Genomic DNA, 25,401 nt, shown 5'->3' with positions numbered 1-25,401 from the left:
TAATGAGAATGAGCAACCAGCCGATTGATGTTCAGAGCTATCTGAACACTCGCAAATTATTGGATGATGCCATAGCCGGTTTGAGCGAGGAGCAGCTGAAGTGGAAGGAAACGCCGGAGAAATGGAGCGTGACAGAGGTGCTCACGCATCTTGCCGATCATAATATCGTCGTTTCATTCCGGATTCGGGATATATTGGCCGATACGAATGCGACGCTCCCGGCTTTCAATCAGGATCGCTGGGTTAGCGGACAGTATGGAAACGAAGGAGCAGCGGCGGAAATACTTGATGCTTTTCAGTCGTTTCTTCTTTATAACAGCCAGTTGTTCAGCCGATTAAACGAAGCGGACTGGGCCAAAACAGGCATTAATTTCAAAGGCGATACCGTCAGCATAGCGGCTGCAATCCAAGGCTTTATTAATCATGTTGAGCGGCATATCGGCCAAATTAACCGGATAAAAGACGCTTATTCAAAAAATTAATCGTTCGATTGAAAACGTTGATTGTACACGGCTCCTATTTTTATGCTATTTTATACTTATAATTCATACTTATTTCATTGGAATTATAAGAATTATCCGTTGGAGAAAAGATTTTACGAGTTTGGGAGAGGTGATCAACCGATGGCGGAGATTAGCCAAGTTCATATTCGGGATGCAACAGATACGGATCGTGAAGCCGTTCTTGCCCTTATGCTGGAAGCCTACGGCCAGTACGCGAAGGTGATGCCGGAGGAAGGCTGGAAGCAATATGCGGAAAATATTAAGGAGTCGGTTGACCGCGAGGGTCCGATCGCTCGCATATTAGCGGAGCTGGACGGGGAAATCGTCGGCAGCGTGCAGCTGTTCGCTTCCTCCGAGACAGCCTACGGCGCGCCGGAGCTGGGCATAACGTCGCCAATTATTCGGCTGCTTGCAACTTCTCCAAGAGCTAGAGGAAAAGGCGTCGCTACGGCCCTGATCAAAGAAAGCGCTCGGCGCTCCGTCGAGTTAGGCGCGGATACGCTTCATTTGCACACTTCCGACATGATGGCCTCTGCCGTAAAGCTGTATGAGCGGCTTGGCTTTGAACGGGCGCGCGATAAAGAAATGCAGAAGGGCGAAACGCTTGTGAAATGCTATCGGCTGCAGTTGAAAGAGACAGCGTTGCTGGGCTAATTGGTCTGAAATCATATCATTCAATTTATGGAGGGATTACGATGGCGAAACGTAAAAAATTGAAGCTTGGCGCGATCATTCACGGTGTCGGAGGCAACATAGGCGCATGGCGGCATCCGGATGCGCTGACCGACGCAAGCGTAAATATTGATTACTACAAGCAGCAGGCGCTGAAGGCGGAAGAAGGCAAGTTCGACCTTGTTTTCATCGCAGACGGCTTATATATTACGGAACAGTCAATCCCTCATTTTCTAAATCGGTTCGAACCGATCACGATTCTGTCAGCATTAGGAGCCGTTACGAAAAATATCGGCCTCGTCGGAACGCTGTCGACGTCATACAGCGATCCGTTTACAGTGGCGAGACAGTTCGCATCGATCGACCAAATCAGCGGAGGGCGCGCAGGCTGGAATGTCGTTACTTCACCGCTCGAAGGCTCCGCCAAAAACTTCAGCAAAAAAGACCATCCGACGCATCCGCAGCGGTATAAAATTGCCGAGGAGCATCTGGAGGTCGTTAGAGGGCTTTGGGACTCCTGGGAGGATGATGCGTTTGTCCGGAATAAAGAAACAGGCGTCTTCTTCGATCCTTCCAAGCTGCATCGATTGAACCATGTGGGCGAACATTTCCAAGTCGAGGGGCCGCTTAACATCCAGCGCTCCAAACAGGGCCAGCCGGTCGTGTTCCAAGCGGGCTCGTCGGAATCGGGCAAAAATCTTGCGGCGAAAAGCGCGGATGCGGTATTTACCGGACATGAAACGCTCGAGGAAGCGAAGCAGTTTTATGCCGATGTTAAATTCAGAGCTGCCGCTTACGGCCGTTCGGCGGATGAAATCGCGATTTTGCCGGGCATCGGCCCGATTGTCGGACGCACGCAGGAGGAAGCGGAGGCGAAATATGAGCAGATCGCGAGTCTCGTAACGATAGATAAAGCGCTCGATTATTTGGGACGCTTCTTCGAGCATCACGACTTCTCGCAATACCCGCTTGACGAGCCGTTCCCTGAATTGGGCGATCTCGGCAGCAACAGCTTCCGCAGCGGCACGGATAAAATAAAACGGGTTGCGAAGGAGCAAAACTTGACGCTTCGTCAGGTTGCGCTTCGTTCGGCAACGCCTCGCACTCCGTTTATCGGCACGCCGGAGCACATCGCCAATCTGATTCAGCAATGGTTCGAGGAGGAAGCGGCGGACGGATTTATTTTTGCTTCGTCGGCTCCGAACAGCCTTGATGAATTCGTAGAGTTAGTTGTGCCGATATTGCAAGAGCGCGGCATTTACCGCGAGGAGTATGAGTCTGACACGCTTCGCGGCAACCTGGAGCTGCCGGTTCCGGCTAACCGTTATACGAAAGTGGAAGTGAAGAGCTAATCGATGGAATTGAATAATTTATTTGAGCATATCGAAGGAAACGAGGCGGAGCTTATCGAGCTCCGCCGTTCTTTTCATCGCGATCCGGAATTGTTGTTTGACGTAGACCGCACTGCGGCAAAGGTGGCCGAGCTGCTTGAGGGCTGGGGACTTGAAGTGAAGCGAGGCGCAGGCAACCATTTCGGAAAAGGCGTAGTCGCAACATTGCAGGGAATCGGAGGAGGTATTGGCCGTACTGTGCTGCTGCGGGCGGACATGGATGCGTTGCCGATTGCCGAGCAGACGGAGGCGGAATATCGGTCCCGGCGTGAAGGCGTTATGCATGCTTGCGGACATGATGCGCATATGGCGATGCTTTTAGGCGCTGCAAAGGCGTTTGCCCGGCATCGCGACAAGCTGCGCGGCACGATTAAGTTTGTGTTCCAACCAGCGGAAGAAGGAGCGGTTCCGAGTCCGCTCGACGGGCGGCTTGTTAGCGGCGGCCGCGATCTAGTGGAAAGCGGAGTGCTGGACGGCGTTGACGCCTGCTTTGCGCTCCATGTATGGCCGGAACTGCCAGTCGGCACGATTGGGGTGCATCCTGCCTATGCGATGGCGGCATCGTCGCATTTTACGGTAACCTTTCAAGGTGTCGCCGGACATCACAGCTCGCCGCATTTGGCGGTCGACGCGATTATGATGGCTTCGCAGTTCATTCAAGAAATGAAGGCGGCTATGGCGACCGTTGTAAATCCGCTTGAGCCTGCCGTGCTTGCTTTCGGCACGCTTAAGGCGGGAGCCGTCATTAATGCGATCGCGGCAGATGCGGAAATAAGAGGCACCTACCGGGCTTACAATCCGGAAGTGGTCGAGCAAGTGCGAAGCTTAATCGTGAAACGTTCGCAAGCGATTGCCGAGTCCTTTGGCGGATCAAGCGAGACGCTCTTCAGAATCGGCACGGCGCTCCGAAATGACGAGCATTATGGCGCTCTCGCGCGCAGAGCGGGAGCTGTCGTTGCTGGGGAGGACAACGCGATCTCGCTGCAGTCGCCGAGCTTGGCAGGAGAAGATTTTGCGCTGTATACGGAACGCGTGCCGGGTGCTTTTGCGTTTCTTGGCGTGGGCAATACCGAGCGCGGCATCGTCCACTCCGTGCACCACCCGCAGTTCGAGCTCGATGAGCGAGCTCTTGTGATTGGCGCTAAGCTCCATGCTGCGTGGGCTGCGGGAGCGCTCGAAGGAACAGAGAAGAAATAACGCTGCTTTGCAACGCTGCTTTGCGGCGTTGTTTCTTTTTTTTTGGCTATGTTAGACCTCATCGAATAAGAAAAATATGTTGGTCAAATCATGCCTGTTCACTGTCACCGAAAATTCTTGTTAAGCTAAACGGACAATTTAACTTAATAAATATCTTGCCGAAGTTATAATATTCAGACTATAATTACAGTAAATATTTAGTGTATGTGACTGGCGTAAATGTGGAACAAACCACAAGGGAGCATACATTCATAACGCCGTACGCCTGGGCAGAGGTAAGAAGGAACATTCCTTCTTGCCTCTTTTTGTTTATCAGGATAAAGAAAAACTTATCAGGAGGATGGTATATGAAAATTGCATTTGTTTTGTTTAACGGTGTAACCTTTCTGGATTTCGTAGGATTTTACGATGTAATAACACGATTAAAATATTTTGAAAGCACAAAAGATGTTACGTGGGATATTTGCGGTATGCAGGAAGAAGTCACGGACGAATTAGGCATGACAATTAAAATGAACAAAATAAAGCCTGACTTATCACTATACGATATCGTATTTGTTCCTGGAGGTCTGGGTACAAGACAATTACGGTTCAATCAAGAATTTGTTATCTGGTTACATGGAGCTTCAAATGCTCGATACATCGTCTCCGTATGCACAGGATCTTTGTTACTCGGAGCGGCGGGTTTTTTGCAAAATGTGAAAGCGACAACGCATCCGTTCACATACGAACTATTAGAGCCATATACAAGAGAAGTTGTCCATTCAAGGATTGTCCATGATGGTAAAATCATCACAGCTGGAGGTGTAGCAACGTCAATAGATTTGGGTTTATACCTAATTGGCATATTCATAAATGAAAACGAAGTAGAAAACATTAAGAAGCAAATGGATTACCCATACCATCCTGCTGAAATATTAGTTGTATAAAGTATAAATATTAAGCTATCGGAGAACGATAGCTCAATTAACCGCCTTTTCACAAAGGCGGTTTTCTTATGGTCATAAATCAACATTAGAATTTAACTTAGCCCTTTTTTTTGAGCGGTGGAGTTTGGATTTAACTATTAATTGCTTTTATATGCCATTGCAGTCCAACCCCTTCGCGCTTGCGCATAACTTGTCTATTACGCTAAACTTAGATGGTAAAGGCATTTGGCAAGGAGAGGAATTAGCTATGAATTCGCGAAGCATACAAGTCGGTCCGGCGAAGTTCGGGATAGCTGTTCATGCCCTTATCTGGTTAGCGCAAAGCGGCGGCTTCCTTACAAGCGCGTCGATCGCCGGTCAGGTCAATTCTCATGCCACGTTTCTTCGCAGAGTGCTGGCGCTGCTTTCGCAATCCGGCATCGTTGAAGCGCGTGAGGGGCGCGATGGAGGCTATTGTTTGAAAAAGGCAGCAGACAAGCTTACGCTTGCTGATATATATGTCGCGGTCAAGTCGGATGAGTGCAGCGGAGAGTCAGCTGACGGAGGCAATTGCGGCGGCGAGGCGATTATGCTGCTGGATCAAGCGTTGAATGCGATTATGGCGATGGCCGAACAGCAAACGATTGATCTGCTGGCAACTTATACGTTATCTGATCTGATGAGTAAAGTGAGCCTATGTCCTTCTGGACAGATCGGCAATGGCGATATGAAATGTCCGTCTTAAGCGGGGGAAAGCAGAAAAAAAACGGCCCATTCGGCCGTTTTTTTATATAGTGCAACCTTCGACGCAGGCCATCCGATATTTTGACAAGGTCTGTTTGAAATGCTACCCTTTTACGTGTTCGCATTGGCAGTAAATAACAATACGCAGCACTAACCAAGGAGGTTTTTGAGCATGAAAGTAGCAGTCATCGTTGGCAGTATTCGCAAAGAGTCCTTCAACAAAAAACTAGCTCAGTTTTTACAACAGCGGTATGCGGACCGTTTGGCGCTGGAATTACTCGAGATTCGCAACCTCCCGCATTACGATCAAGATATCGAGAACGATGCGCCTCCTGCGGTAACGGAATTTAAAAAGCAGGTTGCCGAAGCGGATGCGGTGCTGTGGATTACGCCCGAGTACAATTATGCGATTCCAGGCGTGCTGAAAAACGCGCTTGATTGGCTTTCCCGCGTTGACAAGGTGATGATTGGCAAGCCGTCATGGATTATGGGCGCGTCGATGGGGCAGCTTGGGACGGTTCGCGCGCAAAACCATTTGCGCGACATTCTCTTCTCGCCTGGCATTACGTCGCCGCTGATCCCGAACAATGAAACGTATGTCGGCGCCGCTCATGAGAAGTTTGACGCTGAAGGCAAGCTCGTGCATGAGCCGACCATTGCGCATATGGACAAAGTCGTAGACAACTTCATCAACTGGATGAACAGCCGCAAATAGGCATTGAAGCGAAGCATACACAAAAATGGCAACCAAACGATTCGGATAAACGGTCGTTAGGTTGCCATTTTTGTTGTTGCATTTCCCATAATTTGTACTATAATTTTGAGAAATAAACGAAAAGGATGTGTATGCGGTGCAGCCTGTGCTTGAAACCGAACGTTTGCGGTTAAGACCGTTTGAGCAGTCCGATGCCAAAGAGGTTCAGCGATTGGCCGGGGATATTGAAATTGCCAGAACGACGTTGAGCATCCCTCACCCATACCCGGATGGCGGAGCTGAAATTTGGATACGCCAATGCCGGAAAATAGAAGGAGACGGCTATCCTTACGCTATCGTTACGAAAGATAATGACGATTTGATTGGCTGTGTGAGCCTTAATTTGGCCAAGCCCCATCAAAGAGCGGAGCTCGGCTATTGGCTGGGCAAAAGCTTCTGGGGGCAAGGCTATGCGACAGAAGCGGTGAAACGGATTATACAATTTGGGTTTCAAGAGCTCAAGCTTCACAAAATATATGCCATCGCGATGACGAAAAATCCGGCTTCTTCCAACGTGATGAAGAAGATCGGCATGCAGTTTGAAGGCGAGCTGAAGCAGCATATTATGAAGTGGGACAATTTCGAAGATATTGTGTATTACGGGTTGATGAGATCGGAATATGAGCAGAGGAATATCGGCTGAGACCGCTATTCTTAAGCTTCTGCATGAAACAGCCGACGGAGCTCTTCGGGCACCGGGCGGCTTTTTCTGGTTTCCGAATCCATGGCAACGCTCGTAACAAGCGCATCCGCGCAATGCAGCCCTTCGGCGTTATAAATATGCTGTTCCAAAACAAAGCTGCTGCGGCCGACCGACTTTGGTTCTGTCGTTACGGTCAGCCTGTCTCCCTGTACGCATTCGCGGCGATAATTGATATTAATGTTTACGGTAACCGTCTGAACACCTAACGATTTAAGCGTCTCATAATGCAGATCGTTTGCCTCGTACCATTCTTCGCGGCCCCATTCGAGATATTCCAAATATTTGGCATTGTTCACATGTCCGTTCACGTCGATTTCAGTTGGCCTGACGATTAGGCTCAGCTCGGTTTTCATGGCAGGTCATCCCTTCCTTGGACAAATCGTATTTTTCACCTAAATTTGCTTGCGGTATTCTCTTGGAGATACGCGGGCAAGTCGCTTGAATGTTTTGCCGAAATGCGAGAAATTGTCAAAGCCGGCGGCCGACGCGATGGCGGTGATCGCCAACTCGGTCTCGCGCAGCAGCCGCTGCGCTTCCTTGATGCGGGTAATCGTTAAATAATCGGAAAACGTGAAACCGGTAATTTCTTTAAAGGTGCGGCTCAGGTGGCACGGGCTAATGAAAAAGAGGTCCGCCAGCTGCTGCAGCCGGAGCGGCTCGGCGAAATGCTCGTTCATGTAGCGGACGATATCCGATATTTTGGCATGAATCGGCGTTGCATGATGAAGCGGAGGCGGGTCATGCTGTTCCAGATAGCGGGATGACTGCAGCAGCAGCTCAATGACGCCGGCCCTCGGCACGAGTTGATAGCCGGAGGGCTTGCGCTGAAGCTCATTTAGCATCCGCCGCACGGTTTGATCGACCGCCAGCTGCTCTTGGCGGGGAAGCCGCAATACATGAATGCCTCGTGTAAACGGCAGCAGCAGCAGATCCGCGCAGTCCGAAGCATTTGCGGCAATAAACGAATCGTTGAAATGGACGATAACGCGCTCGTGGGAGGACGTTGACCCGGCGTGCATCGTTTTATGGACGTTCTGCTTTGCGATAAAGACGAGATCGCCTTGCTCGACGGAATAGGAACGATCCTGAATAAAATAAATCCGCTTGCCGGACAGCATGTAGTAAATTTCGTAATAATCGTGAAAGTGATCGTCCGTCATCGTAAACGGCTCCTGCCGTTTGACATATTCAATGTACAGCTCGTTGACCGAGCCGAATTTTAAAAGCGATTCAATGTTAGGCTCCACGCATGCATTCTCCAATTTGATCAGATTATCGCAAGAAAAGCGGGGTTTGTTCAAAAATAAGCACGATTTGCAGAGAATTATATCATCATATGCGATAAGATGAAACCAAACCATAATCCAATATAAAAGGGTGTGCCGAAATGAGCGAGAAGAAAAAGTATGTATTGGTTGGCAGCGGCGGCAGAGCCGAGTTTTTCTATTCCGCAATTGCAACCGATTTCAGAGAAACGTCGGAGCTGCTCGCATTTTGCGATATAAATCAGACCCGAATGAATTATGCGAACAAACGGCTGACAGACAAATATAACTATCACGCGGTCAACACTTATAAATCGGAGCAATTCGACCAAATGATTGAGATTGAGAAACCGGATACCGTCATTGTAACGAGCGTCGACCGGACGCATCATACATATATTATCCGGGCGATGGAGCTTGGCTGCGATGTTATTACGGAGAAGCCGATGACCGTGGACGAGAAAAAATGCCAGGAAATCATTGATGCGGTAGAACGGACCCGGCGCAGCGTGCGCGTTACGTTTAACTATCGTTATGCTCCGCATCATACAAAAGCAAGAGAGTTGATCGAAAGCGGCGTTATCGGCAAAGTGACGTCGGTACATTTCGAATGGCTGCTCAATACGCAGCATGGAGCGGATTATTTCCGCCGTTGGCATCGCAACAAAAACAACAGCGGCGGCTTGCTGGTCCACAAATCGACGCATCATTTTGACCTCGTTAATTTCTGGATCGGCTCGCAGCCGGAGACGGTATTCGCATTTGGCGACTTGTTGTTCTATGGCCGAGAAAATGCCGAGCAGCGCGGCGTAACGCAATTTTATGAGCGCGCGACAGGCAATCCGAACGCGAAGGACGATCCGTTCGCGCTTCACCTGGATACGAACGAACAGTTGAAAGGGCTGTATCTGGATGCTGAGCACGAGGACGGGTATCGCCGCGACCAAAGCGTTTTTGGCGACGGAATTAATATTGAAGATACGATGGGTGTCATGGTACGGTATAAGAATAATGCGATTTTAACGTATTCCTTGAACGCTTATTTGCCTTGGGAAGGCTATCGCATCGCATTCAACGGCACGAAGGGCCGTCTTGAAATGTCGATCGTCGAGCAATCCTATGTGAACTCCGGCGGCGAAAAATCGCAGGAGGGCGCGCTGAAGGGTAAAACGATGACTGTATATCCGATGTTCGGAGCTCCTTACGATGTTCAGGTTGAAGAAGGCGTTGGCGGCCATGGCGGCGGCGATCCTGTATTGCTTAACGATTTGTTCGGCAAGCCTGTGAAGGACAAGTTCAATCGCGCAGCGAACCATGTGGACGGCGCCAGGTCCATTCTGACCGGCATTGCGGCCAACCGTTCCATTCAGACTGGGCTGGCGGTCAAGGTAGACGAATTGGTTAAATTCGGGAGGAAATAATGGTGAAGCCATTTCTGGACGAAAACTTTTTATTGTCAAATGAAACAGCAGTAAGATTGTACCATGATTATGCGAAGCAATTGCCGATTATCGATTATCATTGCCACTTAAGCCCGCAGCAAATTTACGAGAACATCAGCTTCTCGAATCTGACAGAGGCGTGGTTGTACGGCGACCATTATAAATGGAGAGGGATGCGAGCGAACGGCGTGGAGGAGCAGTATGTGACAGGCGGAGAAGGCGTTTCCGATTACGACCGCTTCCTTGCCTATGCAAAAACGGTTCCGCAAACGATCGGCAATCCGCTTTATCATTGGTCGCATCTGGAGCTTCAGCGTTTCTTCGGCGTTCATGAAGTGATCAACGAGAAAAATGCGCCGGTCATTTGGGAAAAAGTAAACGCCAAGCTTGCCGGAGGCGGATTCAGCGCACGCGATTTGATCGTCAATTCAAAAGTTGAAGTCATTTGTACAACAGATGATCCGGTGGACTCGTTGGAATACCATTTGAAAATTAAAGATATTGCGGAATTTAATACGAAGGTATTGCCTTCCTTCCGTCCCGACAAAGCGTTGGAAATTAACCGAGCGGGCTTCCAAGAGTGGGTAGGCAAGCTTTCGCAAGCGGCAGGCCAGGAAATAGGCAATTATGACGACCTGTTGGCCGCTTTGGCCTCGCGGGTGCAGTTCTTCCATGAAGCGGGCTGTCTCGTATCCGACCATGCGCTTGATTATGTTCCTTACGCGAACACAACGAAAGAGCAGTCGGCGGCGATTTTCGCCAAAGCGCTTGCAGGCCATCAGGTAACGCTTGAGGAAGAAAAACAATACAAAACGTACACGCTCGTATTCCTTGGCAAGCTGTATGCCGAATATGGCTGGGCGATGCAGCTGCATATCAACGCTGCCCGCAACAACAACTCGCGGATGTTCCGCACGCTTGGGCCGGATACGGGCTATGATTCCATCGGTGACAGCCCGGTAGCCTATCCGCTGGTGAAGCTGCTGGACGCGTTGGCTACGGACGATAAGCTGCCAAGGACCATTTTGTACTCCTTGAACGCAATGGATAACGAGGTGCTGGCCTCGATTATCGGCAGCTTCCAGGGAGACGGCATTCCTGGCAAAATCCAGCTTGGCTCCGGCTGGTGGTTCAACGACACGCGGGACGGCATGGTTACACAAATGAAGGCGCTGGCGAATTTCGGTCTGCTGAGCCGTTTTGTCGGCATGCTGACCGACTCGCGCAGCTTCCTGTCCTATACGCGCCATGAGTATTTCCGCCGCATCCTGTGCAACTTGCTCGGCGAGTGGGTAGAGAACGGTGAAGCGCCTGCCGACTTCGAGCTGCTGGGCGACATCGTGAGCAATATTTCGTACTATAACGCGAAACGTTATTTTAATTTCTAATTATTATTTATTGGTCTGTCCATACGCGCACTAAAAACAGGCTGCCATGGCAGCCTGTTAGTTTTTATTGAACTCCGTCTTAAGGGAGTTGGGTTCAGTCTTCAGAACCATGCTTACCAAATGTTTCTTCTTCAGCTAGATATTTAGTCCAAAGACGAGTAAACTCCCCGTTTGCATTACAGAGATTATCGAAAGTACCTTCCTCAACGATTTTCCCATGCTTTAATACATATACATAATCAAAATATCGGAGCAAGTGCAATCTGTGCAGAACGCTTACCGTACATTTTCCAGACAACCGCTCGAACAATCTCTTAAAAATAAGCATTTCGGTGGCCGGGTCTACATTTGAGGTGGGCTCGTCTAGCAGTACAATACTGCTATCTCTGATGAAGAAAATCCCCCTCGCCAGTGCAAGTCTTTGCTTCTGACCGCCTGAGAGATTCACACCTTTTTCTCGAATATCACTATCAAGACCGTTAGGCAATTTCTCTACAACATCGCTGAAACCAGCAGCCCAAATCGCAGAATCAATTTCTTCATCACTCGCTGGCATTCCCATTGTAATGTTATATCGTACCGTGTTTTCAAAAATCTCAGGTTCTTGCGGAAGAAGGGTTGTTGTACTTGCAAGGCAATCGAATGATAAATTCTTGCCATCATCCTTCGACAAAATCCCCTGTCGGATCGGAACTAACCCACGCAGCAATTGGAGCAGGGTGCTCTTGCCAGCGCCACTTTCACCGACAAATGCAATCTTTTTATCATGTTTCAAACACAGCGAAATATCTGTAAGCTGGTGTTTTCCATCCCCATACGAGAAGTTTAGAGATTCAACATTAAGTTTGTTCCATTTCTCGAGGCAAGCCTCTTTCTGTTCATGTGTTCTTTCTTTATTGTCGAGGATTAGTTTTACTGCTTCAAAATCAGTTTTCCAGTGAATGACCGACTCATATCCGCCTGTATAAAATTGAAAGGATGACATGGATTGATGGAGATACTGGAAAATCAAAGTAACGGAGCCAATCATGATGACTGCACCGGCTTGTTTCTGGTCATAGATGTAGTAGAAAATCAAGCCAACATCAAGCAATACCATGATCAGCCCTGAAATAAAGCACTTGATATGAGTGATTACATTCTCTTTTGCCAAATGCGGAAATACACGATTGATGCGTTCTTCAATATCGTTTCTTGCTAGGTGACCAAGTCGCAGCATAATAATCGTTCTTATATTGCTAATGTAATCAAATAGTGCTGCCGCTAAATGGTGCAGCCTTTCATTTTGTACTCGATATTGCGGTACTGACAAGTCATATAGCTTTTTCGTAATAAATACTAAGAGAATACCGCTTGCAACAGTGATGAGGGAGATATTCGGGGATATCGTCCATAAAATGATCAATGGTCCCCAAAACTTCATAAAGAAATCTACAAACACATACTGTGCCTCACTAAATTGATGGATGGCATTACCAGCTCTATTCACTCTGTCAATTACGGATCCTGAGTGATTGTCCGAATGCCAACCTAGCGGTAAAGAGTGGAGATGATCATACATAGCCGTAATAAACCGTTTCCGGTTGCGGAAAGCAACATATCTTTCAATGAAACGTGCACTGCGATGGAAAATCTCAAAAATAAAGAAACACAGAACATAAAACATAAGCCATCTTACTACCTCATCGACAACAGATGGGTCATTCTTTTGCAGGGCGTTGATCACCATAGCAAAAGCATATGGTTTACCTAGCTCGCCAAGCATAGAAACAGCATGTAAAATGAGGTGTATTACAACTTTCCATCGCTCTCTATCAGCGTAAAACCAAAGTTGTTTGAACATATAGATATATTCCATCTTCTATCTTCTTCCCTTCCAATAAATGTTTATCAAAATATTAATTTTGAGATATAACATTTATCAGGAGGGCCTCGAGCGCAGTATCAAAATTGTCAAATCAAAGCGTTGTCCTCCGATCATATTATGGTAATTTTTTATAAAATTTAACATGTAAATGGTACTAAGTCAATTTTATAGCTTCATTCCGCCATAGTCCGGATGCTTATACCGGTATCGTTATACGCTGGAAGCGTGACGCCGGCATTGGCTTGCAGCAGCCCTTCGACAATGCGCGAACCCCATTCATGCTCGTTTTGCGATACGGCGGACGTAATTTGGCCGTTCTTAATCGCTTTCTCGATTTCGGGCATCATGCCGAACGTAAAGGAAGGCCTTTTTAACCCTTTGGCTTTCCATACGAGCACGGAGCTGGAGCCGGAAATAAAGTCGAGCGCAATAAAGGCGTCGAAGTGAGGATGGGCGTCGATCATTTCCTCCAGACCGGAGACAGCCGCCGATTCGCTGCCTTCGTTGTAACGGACTTCCAGCACTTGAATGCTGGTCATTTCGTTCAAATAGGCAAGCATGCCTTCAAGCCGTTCGCTTAAACTAAGCATATTGGACATGCCGGTCTCGACGAGCACCATGCCGATACCGTTTAGCTGATCGTTAATCGTTTTGCCCATTTGAATGCCGGCTTCGTAATTGTTCGTACCGATATAGGAAAGCCGCTTGCTTTCAGGCGAATCCGATTCAAAGCACACGACCGGAATGCCCGCCGCCGCCGCTTTGTCGATAATCGGCCGCAGCGCATCCGAATCGATCGGATCAAGCGCGATGCCGTCGACCTTCTGGCGAATCATATTGTCCATCATGCGAATTTGCTGTTCGATGTTCGCTTCGTCCGGCGCTTTGACGATCAGCTGAACGTTGTGCGGTTTAGCGGCTTCTTGCGCCAGCACTGTAATCGTCTCGTAAAACGGATGGGCGAACGGATAAATGATGCCGAACGTTTTTGGCGGCTCCGCCGATTTCTCCGAATCCGCTTCTAAAGCCGGGGGCGAAGTGACGAGGCTGCTGGTCGTTCCGCTGACAAGCCCCTCTTTATGAGAGCTTTCTTCCTCATTGGCAGGATCTCCATTCGAGCAACCGGCCAAATAAAGGAGCAGTAATGCCAGGCACAGCGCAAAGAACGGCTTTATGCCAGCCACTCTTCGCCTAACCCTGCCCGGCGCGCTGCGTTTGGTCATGCGATGCTCCCCCTAGCCCTAGTCCTTGGCCCTGCCCCTGTTTGCGGAAGTCCCTCGTCGTCATGCCGGTTACGCGGCGAAATAAATTGGAGAAATAGTGAGCGTCATTATATCCGACCTGAAAAGCGACCTCGTATGTTCTTGCGCTCGTTCCTTGCAGCAGCTCCATCGCTTTGCGAATGCGGGTCAAAGTCAGATATTCAATAAACGTTTGACCGGTCTCTTGGCTGAACACCTTGCTGAGATGGCTTGGACTGATGTTCGCGAAGGAGGCGGCGTCCTGCAGCGAAAGTCCGTCCTTACTGAAGTTCGACTGGATGAAGCCCTTCACTGATGCGATCAGATCGGCATAACGGTCCGATGCGTTTGACCGCCAAGACCTGAATTGCTCGCATAGCGCAGACAAATAGCATTTTGCTTCCTCATACGTGCGGACGGCAGCGATTTGCCCTTGCAATCGGATAAGCGCATCACCGGCAGGTTCAATATGGCGAAACATGCCTTTGGCAGCATGGAAAACTTCGAGCGTCAAATCGTTCAAGATGTAATAGCCGTAGGAAGAGGACGGCCATTGCAGCGGCTTCAGCTTCTCGGTGAATTGTACAATAAAGGAATCAGTCTGCGAGGGATCGCCGATTTTTAAAAACTCGACAAATGCGTTCCGGTCGAGAAATACGCCGGCTTGGTCAGACAACGCGCGGTCGCCGGCGCCGTTACCGACGGAAGCGGTGTGAAGCGCGTGCCGATTTTGCAAAGCAAGCTTGCTCCAATGCTTATCTTCCTCGGCCTCCAAATAAGAAGCATGCACCTCCTGCAGACGGCCGACGACAGTTCCCGCGCCAATATAGAGCGTGCAGGGGGCCGTATCTCTTGCTTCAGCCGGAAGCTGCTCGGCTTCTTTGCGGAAAGCGCGCAAAGCATCCTCAAGCTTCTGGCGGGACTCGCCTTTCACGAGCCAGACAAACTCGGTGACGCTCCGTTTGTAGGAAAGAACGTCAGCAGACAGACTTGCTGCTAGCCGTTCCAGCCAGATGGCTTCCTGATTGGCATCCGCTTGACCGATGCCGGAGGCGCACCTTATATCAGCGATTGCGACCGCATAATGTCCGGCGCTAAGCGGAAGCTCCATCGTTGAAGCAATTTGAAGCGCTTCAGCAGTGGAAATAAAGCCATTGCAAATATCGCTCAGCAGCTTCTCCTTGGATTGCGCCGCTTGCTCGTGCTCCCTCATGCGCAGACGTTCCAGCTGCTCGCGTTCCTCGCGCGCTTTATCGATTTTGCCGCCGATGTCCCGCAGCATCCGGATGATGTCGGCGGAGCTGATCGGCTTGAGGCAATATTCCTCTACGCCAAGGCGCAGCGCCGCCCTTGCATATTCGAATTCATCATGGCCGCTCATAATGACCACCTTGATTTGCGGATATTTTTGCCGGACAAAAGCGCTGAGCTCAAGACCGTCCATAAACGGCATTTTAATATCGGTCAGCAAAATGTCGGGCTGCTCCCGCTCGATTATCGGCAGCGCAAGCTCGCCGTCGGAAGCATCGCCGCAATAGATAAACCCTTCGCGTTCCCAATCGATACAGTTGCGTACGCTTTCACGAAACAATATTTCATCGTCAACCAGCATTATTTTTTTCATCTGTCTGTACCCCCCATTGATTAGGTATCCGAATGCTAATTGTCGTTCCTGCTTGATATTCGCTTTCGATGCCGACGCCAAAGTAATCGCCGAAGTACAAACGGATGCGCTGATGCACGTTATAAAGCCCAAACCCTCCGGAGGGTTCGGTTGTTCCGGCCAGCTCCGGGGCAGGCGGCTTGATCAGCTTGTCGCGCAGCTTCTGCAGCGTATCCTCGGTCATGCCGATGCCGTTATCCGTAACGGACAGCCATATTTCGCCGCCTGGACGCGATTGTCCCGTAATGCGAATGAGCCCTTTGCCGCGTTTGTTCTTAATGCCGTGATAAAGCGCGTTTTCAACAATCGGCTGCAGCGTCATTTTTAAAATCGGCACATTCATCAGCTCTTGAGGAACGTCGATTTCATAGTCAAGAATGTCCTGGTAGCGCATTTGCTGAATGACGAGATAACTTCGCACATGCTCAAGCTCTTCTTGCATATGAACCCAGTCCATCCCTTTGTTCAGGCTAATCCGGAAAAAGCGTGACAGCGCCTGCACCAGATGGATCACTTGCTCATGCTTCCGCGCTTCCGCCATCCAGACGATCGAATCGAGCGTGTTGTATAAGAAATGCGGATTGATCTGCGCCTGCAGCGTCCGGAGCTCGGCTTTCTGCACCTGCTCCTTCTCGCGGATGCTTTGCTCCAGCAGCGCTTTGATCTTCTCGATCATCCGGTTGAAGCTGTTGCCGAGATCAGCAATTTCGTCTTGACCGTGCGCTTTAACCTTGGCTTCGAGATAGCCGGAGGAGGCTTGGCGCATTTTGTGCATGAGCAGCTGGACAGGACGGGTAATGCGGGAAGTAATAAAGAAATAAGACGCAATCGTAAACAAAATGCTGAGCGATACGCTAATAATGATGAGCTGGCGGATTTCGTTGGCGTCCTGTACGATTTCCTGCAGCGGAACGCGTCCGATAATTTTCCAGCCGGTCATGGCGGATGTCGTAAACATGATGAAGGCGGGCTTGCCGGTGGAATGATCGACATAGCTGTCGCGTGAGGCTGCCAGCTTCTCAGCTAATAAAACCGGTTCTCCCAGCTCCTCGCTGTTCATTTGGGAAGGCGTGAAAATTGGCGAGCCGTTCGCATCCGCCACATAGAAGAAGCCGGTCTTGCCGATCGTAATCGAATCGCAAAACTGCTTGACGATTTTGTCATCCAGATCGATGACGATGAAGCCGATAACCTCGCGCGTAATTTGCTGCTTGACGGCGGCAACGATCGATATGACATTTTGATTTTCATATTGAAACCCGTCGAGGCGGTCTAAGGTTAACGATTCGATCGGAGGCACGTTAAGCACCTCGTCCGGATGATTGACAAGATAGACGAAATGCGGATTGCGCAGCGGGTTTTTATCCAATTGGAAAACGCCCCTGCGTTCGCTGATGCCGCGTCCGTACAAATTAACCATTGAAATATTTAAAACGCTTTCATATTTGTACGTCTCACGGTACAAATCGAAAGTTTCTAGAATAGACTTAGCGTCATCGTAAGTATCCGTTTGCGAGAAAAGGTAACGCAGCACCTGCGGATTTTTGCTTAATTCCAGCAGCTTGCCCGTATCCTGAAACAGCACGTCGATATCGCGCCCGAGACCGTCCGCAGCAAGCATTGTGGATGCTTTATTGTTGCCAGACAAGGCGTCGAATGATTTCTGGTACGAAATAAGGCCGACGACGATCAGCGGCACGCAAGTGAGGATGACGAACATAGCCAGCAGCTTGGAGCGCAAGCTGGAGAAACTAAAGCGGAATCGCTTCATGAGTCTTCCTCTTTCGTTTAGATGTAAGCCTACTATAACAAAATGGCGGCGCTGCGGCTATGGAATCAAAAGCTTAAATAAAATTATCCAACTTTCGCACAAAAAATTGCAAAAACCGTATTTCAGATCCAGCGAATTCGCCAAAATTGTACACGGAAATCGTTTGAATCTCCGTATCAGGATGCTTTGAAAGCGTTTTATAATGGCGCTACACCGGTTGATGGTGAGTATAAGGGAGGTTGAAATCGAATGAAAAAGTCAGTTAGAAAAGGCGCGTTTCTGCTCGTAGCAGCAATGATGCTTGTCCTCGCGGCATGCGGAGGCAATGGCGGCAACAACGGAAACGGGGGAAATGCAAGCGCGGGCGGCAACGAGCCGACTGCGAAAACAGAGGAAGCAAGCGGCGGCGAAGCGGCATCCGGAAAAGTGAAGCTTGGATTCTCGCAGGTAGGCGCGGAGAGCGGCTGGCGTTCAGCAAATACCGATTCGATCAAAAGCTCGGCTGAAGAGGCAGGCTTCGATTTGAAGTTCTCCGACGCGCAGCAAAAGCAAGAAAATCAAATTAAAGCGATCCGTTCCTTCATTCAGCAAAAAGTTGATGTTATCGCCTTCTCGCCAGTCGTTGAGTCCGGTTGGGATACGGTGCTGAAAGAAGCGAAGGACGCTGGCATTCCGGTTATTTTGACGGACCGTGCGGTTGATTCTCAAGATACATCGCTATACAAAACGTTTATCGGTTCTGACTTTGTTGAAGAAGGACGCCGCGCAGGCAACTGGCTGGTTGAGCAGTTCAAAGGTAAAGACGGCGACGTTAATATCGTTGAGCTTCAAGGCACAACTGGCTCTGCTCCGGCCATCGACCGTAAAGCAGGCTTCGAGGAAGCAATTAAGGGACAAGCGAATTTGAAAATCATCGCTTCGCAAACGGGTGACTTCACTCGTGCGAAAGGCAAAGAGGTTATGCAAGCGTTCTTGAAAGCAAACAAAGATATCGACGTATTGTACGCTCACAACGACGACATGGCGCTTGGCGCAATTCAAGCAATTGAAGCGGCAGGTTTGAAGCCGGGCCAAGACATTATCATCATTTCGATCGATGGCGTTAAAGACGGTTTCGTAGCTGCAAGCGAAGGCAAAATCAACTTTATCGTCGAGTGTAATCCGCTTCTTGGACCACAGCTTATGCAAGCGGTTAACGATGTTCTTGCCGGCAAAGAAATTCCGCAGCGCATCGTGACGGAAGAGGGCGTATTTACTTCCGAGGACGCTAAGAAGGAACTGCCTAACCGGAAGTATTAATTTCTAATCTTCGATTACCAAGGATAGAAGAAAGCCGCTCTGGCGCTTCGAAGGTCGAAGCCGGAGCGGCTTTAAAGGATAGAGCGCGAAATGCGAAGGGTTTGAAAGGAGATGAAGAGCAACGTGAATGAAAAAGAGAAAGAACGGGCGCCGTTGTTAAAACTTACGGGCATTCATAAGCAGTTCCCCGGCGTTAAAGCGTTGTCGGGTGTTGATTTTCGGCTTTTCCCCGGCGAGATTCACGCTTTAATGGGCGAGAACGGAGCGGGCAAATCGACGCTGATTAAAGTATTGACCGGCGTTTATGCCATTGATGAGGGTTCAGTGGTGCTGGACGGCAAGCCGCTTGTTATTCATAGTCCGCAAGGCGCGCAGGATGCCGGGATTAGTACCGTTTATCAGGAAGTTAATCTTTGTCCCAACTTGACGGTAGCGGAAAATATATATATCGGCCGCGAGCCGCGCCGTTTCGGCGCGATCCGGTGGAAGGAAATGAACCGCGGAGCCGAGCGGCTTCTGGCGGAACGGCTGCAGCTTAAGATCGACGTAACGCTGCCATTGAGCGCTTATTCCGTCGCCATTCAGCAGCTGATCGCGATTGCGCGTGCATTAAATGTATCGGCGAAAGTGCTTATTCTCGACGAGCCGACGTCGAGCCTCGACCGGAACGAAGTGAAGCAGCTTTTTGCAGTCATGAACAAGCTGAGGCAAGAAGGGCTGGCTATATTGTTTGTCACTCATTTTCTGGACCAGGTGTACGAGGTGTCAGACCGGATAACGATACTGCGTAACGGGAATTTAATCGGCGAGTATGACGCTGAGAAGCTGTCCCGCATTGAGCTGGTATCGAAAATGATTGGCAAGGAGCTTAGTTTGCTGGAAGAGCTGCCGGTACACGACAAACCGGAAAAAAGCAATGAGAAAACGGTTATACACGCGACAGGCTTAGGACGCTCCGGAGCAATCGAGCCGTTTGATTTGAAAATTCACGAGGGCGAAATTGTCGGCCTGGCAGGCTTGCTTGGCTCCGGCCGGACGGAGCTTGCGCGGCTGCTGTTTGGCGCGGATCGTGCCGATCAAGGCAATTTCACAGTTAGCGGCGCCGTTGCCAGTTCGAAGCATACGCCGCGGCGGGCAATCGACGCCGGCATCGCCTTTTGCCCGGAAAATCGGAAAACGGAAGGGATTATCGACGATCTGACCGTGCGGGAAAACATCATAATCGCTATGCAGGCAACGCGCGGCTGGTTCAAGCTGCTGCCGAGAAAACGGCAAAACGAGCTGGCGGACGAGTACATCTCCGCGCTTAATATCAATCCGAAGAATCCTGAGCATTTGGTGAAAAATTTAAGCGGCGGCAACCAGCAGAAGGTGATTTTGGGCAGATGGCTGCTGACGAATCCGAAGCTGCTTATTCTCGATGAACCAACGCGCGGCATTGATGTTGGTGCAAAGGCGGAAATACAGAAGCTTGTCCTTTCCCTTTCACAGAAAGGGATGTCCGTCCTGTTTATTTCGTCGGAGCTGGAAGAGGTGCAGCGGGTTAGCGACCGGATCGCTGTGCTGCGCGATCATAAGAAAGTGAAGGAAATCGAAAAAGAACATATTAGCCAGCAGCATATTATGCAGGCGATTGCCGGAGGGGGAGCAGGATGAGCAACCGGACTTCTACAGAAAAAGCAAGCAAGCTGCAGCGGCTGGTGAAGCATCACCTTTTTTGGCCGGCAGCGGTATGGCTTGCTTTGCTGCTCTTCAACTTGATCTATTCGCCTTCTTTTTTTGAGATTCAAGTGCGGGATGGCCATTTATACGGCAGCTTAATCGATATTTTAAACTTTGGCGCTCCGCTTATTTTGGTCGCGATCGGTATGACGCTGGTCATTGCAACGAAGGGCATCGATCTGTCCGTAGGCTCGGTCGTGGCGATCTCCGGCGCTATCGCATGCTTGACGATCAGCAAAGGCGCGGATCAAAATTCGCTTAGCTTGCTTTTTACAGCGCTCGCTTTGTCGCTTGGATTATCCGTCGTGCTCGGATTGTGGAACGGCATGCTGGTTGCCGTAACCGGCATTCAGCCGATCGTCGCAACGCTTATTCTAATGGTAGCGGGCAGAGGAATCGCCCAGCTCGTCACAAACGGGCAGATTATTACGGTAAACAGCTCGCCTTATAAATTTATCGGGGCCGGCTCGCTCGCGGCGCTTCCGTTTTCCGTATTCGTCGTTGCCGCCGTATTCATAGCCGCTGTGCTGCTGACGAGGAAAACGGCGCTTGGTTTATTCATCGAATCGGTCGGCTGCAATCCGGGTTCGAGTCGACTGGCGGGCATTAAAGCGCGTACGGTGCTCTTTGCGGTCTATATGTTTTGCGGACTATGCGCAGCCATCGCGGGCTTGCTGCTCAGCTCCAACGTCTCCAGCGCGGACGGCAATAATGCCGGTTTATGGTATGAGCTGGATGCGATTTTGGCTGTCGTTATTGGCGGCACCTCGCTTAACGGGGGCCGGTTTTATTTGACGGGCACGCTGCTCGGCGCACTCATAATTCAGACGTTAACGACAACGATCTATATGATCGGCGTTTCGCCTGAAGTCATTTTGGTCGTTAAAGCGTTCGTCGTGCTTGCGGTATGCTTGATTCAATCCGATACGTTCCGGAAGACGCTTGTGCAAAGATGGAAGCATCGCGCGTATCCGGCAGAAATCGAGGTGACGCGTCATGGTTAAATCGAAATATGCCTCGATCCATATTATTGCGGGGTTGTTTGCGCTTATTTTTCTAGCGGGTTCTTTCCGCTATACCGGATTTTTCTCGGTGCAAGTTTTATGCAATCTGCTCATCGATAACGCCTTTTTGCTCATAGTCGCTATTGGAATGACCTTCGTGATCGTATCGGGCGGCATCGATCTGTCGGTCGGCTCGGTCGTCGCGCTGACTACGATGATATCAGCGAGTCTCGTTCAGCAGCAAGGCTGGCCTCCGTCCGTTGTCATTCCGTTAGTGCTGGTGATCGGTACGCTGCTCGGCGCTTTTATGGGAGCCATTATTCATTACTTTAAAATCCAGCCGTTTATCGTCACCCTTGCTGGCATGTTTCTGGCTCGCGGACTCTGTTATGTTATTAGCTTAAATACGATTACGATCGATCATCCTTTCTATACGGCGGCTGCGCAAACAAAAATAAAGCTGCCGGGAGGAAGCTTTATTTCCATAAGCGTTATCGTTGCTCTAGTCATGCTTGCTATTGCGATTTTTATCGCCCATTATACGAAATTCGGGCGTAACGTCTATGCTGTTGGCGGCAACGAGCAGTCGGCGCTGCTCATGGGCTTGCCTGTCGGGCGTACGAAAATTATGGTTTATATGTTCAGCGGCTTTTGCTCTGCGTTAGCCGGCGTCGTATTTACTTTTTACATGCTTTCCGGGTACGGGCTGCATGCGGTCGGGTTGGAGCTTGATGCGATTGCGGCTTCCGTTATCGGCGGCACTTTGCTGACAGGCGGCGTCGGTTATCTCGTCGGCACGCTGTTCGGCGTATTTATTCAAGGCGTAATCCAAACGATTATTAGCTTTGAGGGCAATTTGAGCTCCTGGTGGACGAAAATCGTCATCGGCGTTTTATTGTTCTTCTTCATTTTGCTGCAAAGGCTGCTCAGCATGAAGCGTTCTTCAGCAAGACGCGCGGCTTGAGCAGGAATCCGCGGAATAAACAGCGAAACCTAAGGCGTTGAACTAACGCAGAGGGGTAGGATTCAAATGAGAGGCCGGAGCGTCCGAATCATTTATATTTGTCTTGCTTGTGTTTTTGCTTTGACGGCTTGCCGCGCAGGCGGCTCGGAGCAGACTGCAAATTCGAATTCGCCGACGATTACGCCAATCGCCAACCGGTTTAGCGAAGGGGAAACGGAGCTGCCGGATTCGCGAAAAATCAGGCTCGGTTTCTCGCAGCTGGGCTCGGAAAGCGACTGGCGGCTCGCGAATACGGAGTCGATCCGCGAAGCGGCGGAGGAAGCGGGCATCGAGCTGCTTTTTGACAACGCCGAGCAGTCGCAGCAGAAGCAGGTGGAGGCGGTCCGCTCGTTTATTGCGCAGAAGGTGGATGTCATTGCGATTGCCCCTGTCATTGAGACGGGCTGGGAGCCGGTGCTCCAGGAAGCAAAGCAGGCCGGCATTCCGGTTATCGTTTCGGACCGGTTTGTTGAGCTGCAGGATCCGTCGCTCGTAGTAACGTTCGTCGGCTCCGATTTTTACGATGAAGGGCAAAAAGCAGCGAAATATATGATCGATAAAATGCGGGATCAGGGCGACCGGATCGGTATTGTCGAATTGCGGGGAACAGAAGGCTCAACGCCTTCAATCGAGCGAGGAAGCGGGTTCCATGATTTAATTAAGGACCGGGAAAACTTCAAATTGCTAGAAAGCGAGTCGGCCGACTTCACGTTTGCGAAGGGCAAGGAAGTGATGCGCAAGTTTTTGGAACGGAGAGGCAGCGACATCAAAGTGCTGTTCTCCCATAACGATGATATGGCCCTTGGCGCGGTAGAGGCGATTGAGGAATTCGGCATGAGGCCGGGCAAAGATATTATTATTATTTCCGTTGACGGAACGAGGAAAGCGTTCGAGAAAATGGCGGAAGGAAAAATCAACTGCATCGTCGAATGCAATCCGCTTCTCGGACCGATTCTCATGCAGCTTGTCATGGAAATATCCGAAGGGCGTTCTTTGCCGAACCGGATCGTAACGCCGGAAAGCGTATTTACAGAAAGCATGGCGGCGGCCGAAGTGAATAACCGCAAATATTGAGGAAAAAGCCGATTCGGAAGCTCCTTCTTAGGAGGTGACTTCCGATCGGCTTTTTGTTTTTTTTTAGGACGGCGAATTAAGCCGGTTTATCTTCTTTAATCGCTGTTGCAGATACGGCTTGAGAAGGAGTTGCGGATTTTAACGCTTGCTGCAGCAAGCCGAGCATTTCGTCGACATCCGTTTTGGCAGCAATCAGTGGCGGCATCAAGCGAATAATGGAAGGTTTAGGCGCGTTAATCAATAAGCCGAGCTCCAGACATTTCGCGGCAAGTGCAGACGCTGTGCCTTCCGGCACGTCGAACGCAAGCAGCAGGCCTTTTCCTCTCACATTGGTTATCGGATAGCGTTGAGAAAGCTCGTTCAGCTTGCCGATGGCATATTGCCCGACGGAAGCGGCATTTTCCGTTAGCTGGAGGCGCAAAATTTCCTCAACGACAGCGAGGCCCGCAGCCATTGCGAGCGGCGAACCCGTATAGGTTCCGCCTTGGTCTCCAGGAGCGAAAAGGTCAAATTTGCTCATCGTCAGCATTGCAGACAGCGGGAAGCCGCCGCCAATTCCTTTGCCGAGCGTCATAACGTCCGGCTTGATGCCGTAGTGCTCGCTGGCGAACAGCTTTCCGGTTCTGCCAAGACCCGTCTGCACTTCATCGAAAATGAGCATAATGCCGTAGATGTCGCAAGCTTTACGAATGGCCTGCAAGTAAGGAGCATCGACCTCATGGACGCCGCCTTCGCCTTGAATAAGCTCCAGCATGATAGCGCATGTTTTGTCGCTGATCGCAGCGAAGCAGGCGTCGAGATCATTAATCGGCACATGGCGGAAGCCGGGAACCTTCGGTTCAAAAAGGGTTTTCCACTGTTCCTTACCGGTCGCGGACATCGTTGCCAATGTTCTGCCATGAAAGCCGTTTGTGATCGTAATGATTTCGTATGCGCCGTTAAGATTGACAGCGCCATGCTTGCGAGCGAGTTTAATGGCGCTTTCGTTCGCTTCCGCACCGCTGCTGGCAAAAAACACTTTATCGAAACCGGAAATTTCCGTCATCAGCTTGGAAAATTGAATCATCGGTTTGTTGTAGAATCCAGGGCTTGCATGAACGAGCTCGCCCGATTGTTTAAATAGAGCTTCGCGCAAAACGCCGGGAGAATGGCCCAAGGACGCCACGGCCCAGCCGCCGATAAAATCCAAATATCGTTTGCCGTCGCAGTCCCACAGCTGCATCCCTTCGCCGCGCTCCATCACAACGTCCGGCCGGTTTGCCGTGAACAATACCGATTGCTCCGCGGCCGCCATTAAGACGGCGGTCTGCGACTGTACTTCTTTTAACATGATCTTCAAACCCCCATTGCAATTTTACTATTGTATAAATATACAACTGAACTAATAAAAATGCAATAAAAAGCAAAAACATTGTTGGAGCGCCTATTACTATACAGTTTGTTGGACGGATAGGAAGCTGATATGCGGAGCATAAGGGTAGAGCTGTCCGCTGTCCCGGGGCTTAGCTTTGCAGCTTATGTCTTGCAAATCGACGTATTCCCCGGCAAGCATGAAATTAGCGGCCGGATCGCGTATGATTGGCTCAGGGATCAGCTGAGATAAGCGGACATGCGGATCTGCTGACTGCCGAATGCTATCTATAACCGTGTCGATTCGTCGTATCTTTGTGATAGCGAAGCGGACTCGCAAATTAGCGAAGCAATTTTCGCTAATACTTGCATGGAGTCGAGCGATGCTGCTGACAGCGAACCTCGGTACGCTAATAAGGAAACGCTTTTCGCGAGCAGCG

The 25,401-nt window shown here is 50.0% G+C and carries 23 protein-coding genes and 1 riboswitch; of the genes, 16 read left to right on the top strand and 7 right to left on the bottom strand.

Translation table 11 applies throughout. The features are described from left to right. Positions 1-8: 8 nt before the first annotated feature. The 8 genes from GOM71_RS14795 to GOM71_RS14760 all read left to right on the top strand — a co-directional run bounded on the left by GOM71_RS14795 (position 9) and on the right by GOM71_RS14760 (position 6,812). Positions 9-482 carry a DinB family protein gene (locus GOM71_RS14795; RefSeq protein ID WP_156282394.1) on the top strand — a complete coding sequence of 158 codons (474 nt, stop codon included), beginning with the start codon at positions 9-11 and terminating at the stop codon, positions 480-482. Between the two features lie 141 nt (positions 483-623). Next, complete coding sequence (locus GOM71_RS14790) at positions 624-1,157, top strand: GNAT family N-acetyltransferase (protein WP_156282392.1); 534 nt, start codon at positions 624-626, stop codon at positions 1,155-1,157. A gap of 41 nt (positions 1,158-1,198) precedes the next feature. Then, the gene (locus GOM71_RS14785; protein ID WP_156282390.1) at positions 1,199-2,527 is read left to right on the top strand and encodes an LLM class flavin-dependent oxidoreductase; all 1,329 of its coding nucleotides are present in this window, start codon (positions 1,199-1,201) and stop codon (positions 2,525-2,527) included. Between the two features lie 3 nt (positions 2,528-2,530). Beyond that, on the top strand, positions 2,531-3,763 hold the full coding sequence (locus GOM71_RS14780; protein WP_156282388.1) for a M20 metallopeptidase family protein: 1,233 nt from the start codon (positions 2,531-2,533) through the stop codon (positions 3,761-3,763). Between the two features lie 196 nt (positions 3,764-3,959). Next, positions 3,960-4,041: riboswitch (ZMP/ZTP riboswitch) on the top strand. A gap of 69 nt (positions 4,042-4,110) precedes the next feature. Further along, on the top strand, positions 4,111-4,692 hold the full coding sequence (locus GOM71_RS14775) for a DJ-1/PfpI family protein (RefSeq protein ID WP_156282386.1): 582 nt from the start codon (positions 4,111-4,113) through the stop codon (positions 4,690-4,692). A gap of 247 nt (positions 4,693-4,939) precedes the next feature. After that, positions 4,940-5,416, top strand: a complete 477-nt coding sequence (locus GOM71_RS14770; protein WP_156282384.1) for an Rrf2 family transcriptional regulator — start codon at positions 4,940-4,942, stop codon at positions 5,414-5,416. 171 nt (positions 5,417-5,587) lie between these two features. Then, positions 5,588-6,130: an NADPH-dependent FMN reductase gene (locus GOM71_RS14765; protein WP_156282382.1), complete on the top strand. Its 543-nt coding sequence runs from the start codon at positions 5,588-5,590 to the stop codon at positions 6,128-6,130. Between the two features lie 136 nt (positions 6,131-6,266). Further along, a complete protein-coding gene (locus GOM71_RS14760) occupies positions 6,267-6,812 on the top strand; it encodes a GNAT family N-acetyltransferase (RefSeq protein ID WP_367649616.1) in 546 nt (181 codons plus the stop codon). 11 nt (positions 6,813-6,823) lie between these two features. Here GOM71_RS14760 and GOM71_RS14755 read toward each other — a convergent pair whose 3' ends face one another. Both GOM71_RS14755 and GOM71_RS14750 read right to left on the bottom strand, forming a co-directional pair. Then, a complete protein-coding gene (locus GOM71_RS14755) occupies positions 6,824-7,225 on the bottom strand; it encodes an acyl-CoA thioesterase (RefSeq protein ID WP_156282380.1) in 402 nt (133 codons plus the stop codon). Between the two features lie 39 nt (positions 7,226-7,264). Continuing rightward, positions 7,265-8,119, bottom strand: coding sequence for an AraC family transcriptional regulator (locus tag GOM71_RS14750; protein WP_173275644.1), 855 nt, complete (start codon positions 8,117-8,119; stop codon positions 7,265-7,267). Positions 8,120-8,259: 140 nt separating this feature from the next. On the opposite strand from GOM71_RS14750, the gene GOM71_RS14745 reads away from it, so the two are divergent. Further along, the gene (locus tag GOM71_RS14745) at positions 8,260-9,558 is read left to right on the top strand and encodes a Gfo/Idh/MocA family protein (RefSeq protein ID WP_156282376.1); all 1,299 of its coding nucleotides are present in this window, start codon (positions 8,260-8,262) and stop codon (positions 9,556-9,558) included. Positions 9,559-9,560: 2 nt separating this feature from the next. Continuing rightward, positions 9,561-10,967 (top strand): glucuronate isomerase, encoded by a 1,407-nt coding sequence (uxaC, locus tag GOM71_RS14740; RefSeq protein ID WP_367649620.1) that lies wholly within the window; start codon positions 9,561-9,563, stop codon positions 10,965-10,967. 94 nt (positions 10,968-11,061) lie between these two features. Here the strand turns inward: uxaC and GOM71_RS14735 are convergent, their stop codons facing one another. The 4 genes from GOM71_RS14735 to GOM71_RS14720 form a co-directional block, all read right to left on the bottom strand. Further along, the gene (locus tag GOM71_RS14735; RefSeq protein ID WP_156282372.1) at positions 11,062-12,825 is read right to left on the bottom strand and encodes an ABC transporter ATP-binding protein; all 1,764 of its coding nucleotides are present in this window, start codon (positions 12,823-12,825) and stop codon (positions 11,062-11,064) included. Positions 12,826-13,007: 182 nt separating this feature from the next. Then, complete coding sequence (locus GOM71_RS14730) at positions 13,008-14,057, bottom strand: sugar ABC transporter substrate-binding protein (protein WP_156282370.1); 1,050 nt, start codon at positions 14,055-14,057, stop codon at positions 13,008-13,010. Then, on the bottom strand, positions 14,026-15,699 hold the full coding sequence (locus tag GOM71_RS14725; RefSeq protein WP_156282368.1) for a response regulator transcription factor: 1,674 nt from the start codon (positions 15,697-15,699) through the stop codon (positions 14,026-14,028). The genes GOM71_RS14730 and GOM71_RS14725 overlap by 32 nt, the downstream gene beginning before the upstream one ends. Then, the gene (locus tag GOM71_RS14720; RefSeq protein ID WP_156282366.1) at positions 15,677-17,509 is read right to left on the bottom strand and encodes a cache domain-containing sensor histidine kinase; all 1,833 of its coding nucleotides are present in this window, start codon (positions 17,507-17,509) and stop codon (positions 15,677-15,679) included. Before GOM71_RS14720 ends, GOM71_RS14725 begins: the two co-directional genes overlap by 23 nt. A 249-nt stretch (positions 17,510-17,758) precedes the next feature. Here GOM71_RS14720 and GOM71_RS14715 point away from each other — a divergent pair, with 249 nt between their 5' ends. The 5 genes from GOM71_RS14715 to GOM71_RS14695 all read left to right on the top strand — a co-directional run bounded on the left by GOM71_RS14715 (position 17,759) and on the right by GOM71_RS14695 (position 23,611). Then, positions 17,759-18,808, top strand: coding sequence for an ABC transporter substrate-binding protein (locus GOM71_RS14715; RefSeq protein ID WP_156282364.1), 1,050 nt, complete (start codon positions 17,759-17,761; stop codon positions 18,806-18,808). A 111-nt stretch (positions 18,809-18,919) separates the two neighbouring features. Further along, positions 18,920-20,464 (top strand): sugar ABC transporter ATP-binding protein, encoded by a 1,545-nt coding sequence (locus GOM71_RS14710; RefSeq protein ID WP_156282362.1) that lies wholly within the window; start codon positions 18,920-18,922, stop codon positions 20,462-20,464. After that, positions 20,461-21,534 carry an ABC transporter permease gene (locus GOM71_RS14705; RefSeq protein ID WP_156282360.1) on the top strand — a complete coding sequence of 358 codons (1,074 nt, stop codon included), beginning with the start codon at positions 20,461-20,463 and terminating at the stop codon, positions 21,532-21,534. Before GOM71_RS14710 ends, GOM71_RS14705 begins: the two co-directional genes overlap by 4 nt. Next, positions 21,527-22,498, top strand: a complete 972-nt coding sequence (gene yjfF / locus GOM71_RS14700) for a galactofuranose ABC transporter, permease protein YjfF (RefSeq protein WP_156282358.1) — start codon at positions 21,527-21,529, stop codon at positions 22,496-22,498. The genes GOM71_RS14705 and yjfF overlap by 8 nt, the downstream gene beginning before the upstream one ends. A 66-nt stretch (positions 22,499-22,564) precedes the next feature. Next, entirely contained in the window at positions 22,565-23,611 is a 1,047-nt protein-coding gene (locus GOM71_RS14695) for an ABC transporter substrate-binding protein (RefSeq protein WP_156282356.1), read from the top strand. Positions 23,612-23,687: 76 nt separating this feature from the next. Here GOM71_RS14695 and GOM71_RS14690 read toward each other — a convergent pair whose 3' ends face one another. Next, positions 23,688-24,941: an aspartate aminotransferase family protein gene (locus GOM71_RS14690; RefSeq protein ID WP_156282354.1), complete on the bottom strand. Its 1,254-nt coding sequence runs from the start codon at positions 24,939-24,941 to the stop codon at positions 23,688-23,690. A 132-nt stretch (positions 24,942-25,073) separates the two neighbouring features. Between GOM71_RS14690 and GOM71_RS14685 the strand changes: the two genes are divergently transcribed. Next, on the top strand, positions 25,074-25,214 hold the full coding sequence (locus GOM71_RS14685) for a hypothetical protein (protein ID WP_156282352.1): 141 nt from the start codon (positions 25,074-25,076) through the stop codon (positions 25,212-25,214). The last annotated feature ends 187 nt before the right edge of the window (positions 25,215-25,401 follow it).

The organism is Paenibacillus sp. NEAU-GSW1, from assembly GCF_009737085.1.
In the GTDB taxonomy this organism is placed as follows: domain Bacteria; phylum Bacillota; class Bacilli; order Paenibacillales; family Paenibacillaceae; genus Pristimantibacillus.
The sequence above is the reverse complement of the archived record's forward strand: the minus strand, read 5'-3'. Positions and strand labels throughout refer to the sequence as shown.

Bases quoted from the DNA above. Each gene is read 5' to 3' on its own strand.
- GOM71_RS14795 (WP_156282394.1), top strand. From the start codon at position 9: ATGAGCAACCAGCCGATTGATGTTCAGAGCTATCTGAACACTCGCAAA.
- GOM71_RS14790 (WP_156282392.1), top strand. From the start codon at position 624: ATGGCGGAGATTAGCCAAGTTCATATTCGGGATGCAACAGATACGGAT.
- GOM71_RS14785 (WP_156282390.1), top strand. From the start codon at position 1,199: ATGGCGAAACGTAAAAAATTGAAGCTTGGCGCGATCATTCACGGTGTC.
- GOM71_RS14780 (WP_156282388.1), top strand. From the start codon at position 2,531: ATGGAATTGAATAATTTATTTGAGCATATCGAAGGAAACGAGGCGGAG.
- GOM71_RS14775 (WP_156282386.1), top strand. From the start codon at position 4,111: ATGAAAATTGCATTTGTTTTGTTTAACGGTGTAACCTTTCTGGATTTC.
- GOM71_RS14770 (WP_156282384.1), top strand. From the start codon at position 4,940: ATGAATTCGCGAAGCATACAAGTCGGTCCGGCGAAGTTCGGGATAGCT.
- GOM71_RS14765 (WP_156282382.1), top strand. From the start codon at position 5,588: ATGAAAGTAGCAGTCATCGTTGGCAGTATTCGCAAAGAGTCCTTCAAC.
- GOM71_RS14755 (WP_156282380.1), bottom strand. From the start codon at position 7,225: ATGAAAACCGAGCTGAGCCTAATCGTCAGGCCAACTGAAATCGACGTG.
- GOM71_RS14745 (WP_156282376.1), top strand. From the start codon at position 8,260: ATGAGCGAGAAGAAAAAGTATGTATTGGTTGGCAGCGGCGGCAGAGCC.
- GOM71_RS14735 (WP_156282372.1), bottom strand. From the start codon at position 12,825: ATGGAATATATCTATATGTTCAAACAACTTTGGTTTTACGCTGATAGA.
- GOM71_RS14730 (WP_156282370.1), bottom strand. From the start codon at position 14,057: ATGACCAAACGCAGCGCGCCGGGCAGGGTTAGGCGAAGAGTGGCTGGC.
- GOM71_RS14725 (WP_156282368.1), bottom strand. From the start codon at position 15,699: ATGAAAAAAATAATGCTGGTTGACGATGAAATATTGTTTCGTGAAAGC.
- GOM71_RS14720 (WP_156282366.1), bottom strand. From the start codon at position 17,509: ATGAAGCGATTCCGCTTTAGTTTCTCCAGCTTGCGCTCCAAGCTGCTG.
- GOM71_RS14715 (WP_156282364.1), top strand. From the start codon at position 17,759: ATGAAAAAGTCAGTTAGAAAAGGCGCGTTTCTGCTCGTAGCAGCAATG.
- GOM71_RS14710 (WP_156282362.1), top strand. From the start codon at position 18,920: ATGAAGAGCAACGTGAATGAAAAAGAGAAAGAACGGGCGCCGTTGTTA.
- GOM71_RS14705 (WP_156282360.1), top strand. From the start codon at position 20,461: ATGAGCAACCGGACTTCTACAGAAAAAGCAAGCAAGCTGCAGCGGCTG.
- yjfF (WP_156282358.1), top strand. From the start codon at position 21,527: ATGGTTAAATCGAAATATGCCTCGATCCATATTATTGCGGGGTTGTTT.
- GOM71_RS14695 (WP_156282356.1), top strand. From the start codon at position 22,565: ATGAGAGGCCGGAGCGTCCGAATCATTTATATTTGTCTTGCTTGTGTT.
- GOM71_RS14690 (WP_156282354.1), bottom strand. From the start codon at position 24,941: ATGTTAAAAGAAGTACAGTCGCAGACCGCCGTCTTAATGGCGGCCGCG.
- GOM71_RS14685 (WP_156282352.1), top strand. From the start codon at position 25,074: ATGCGGAGCATAAGGGTAGAGCTGTCCGCTGTCCCGGGGCTTAGCTTT.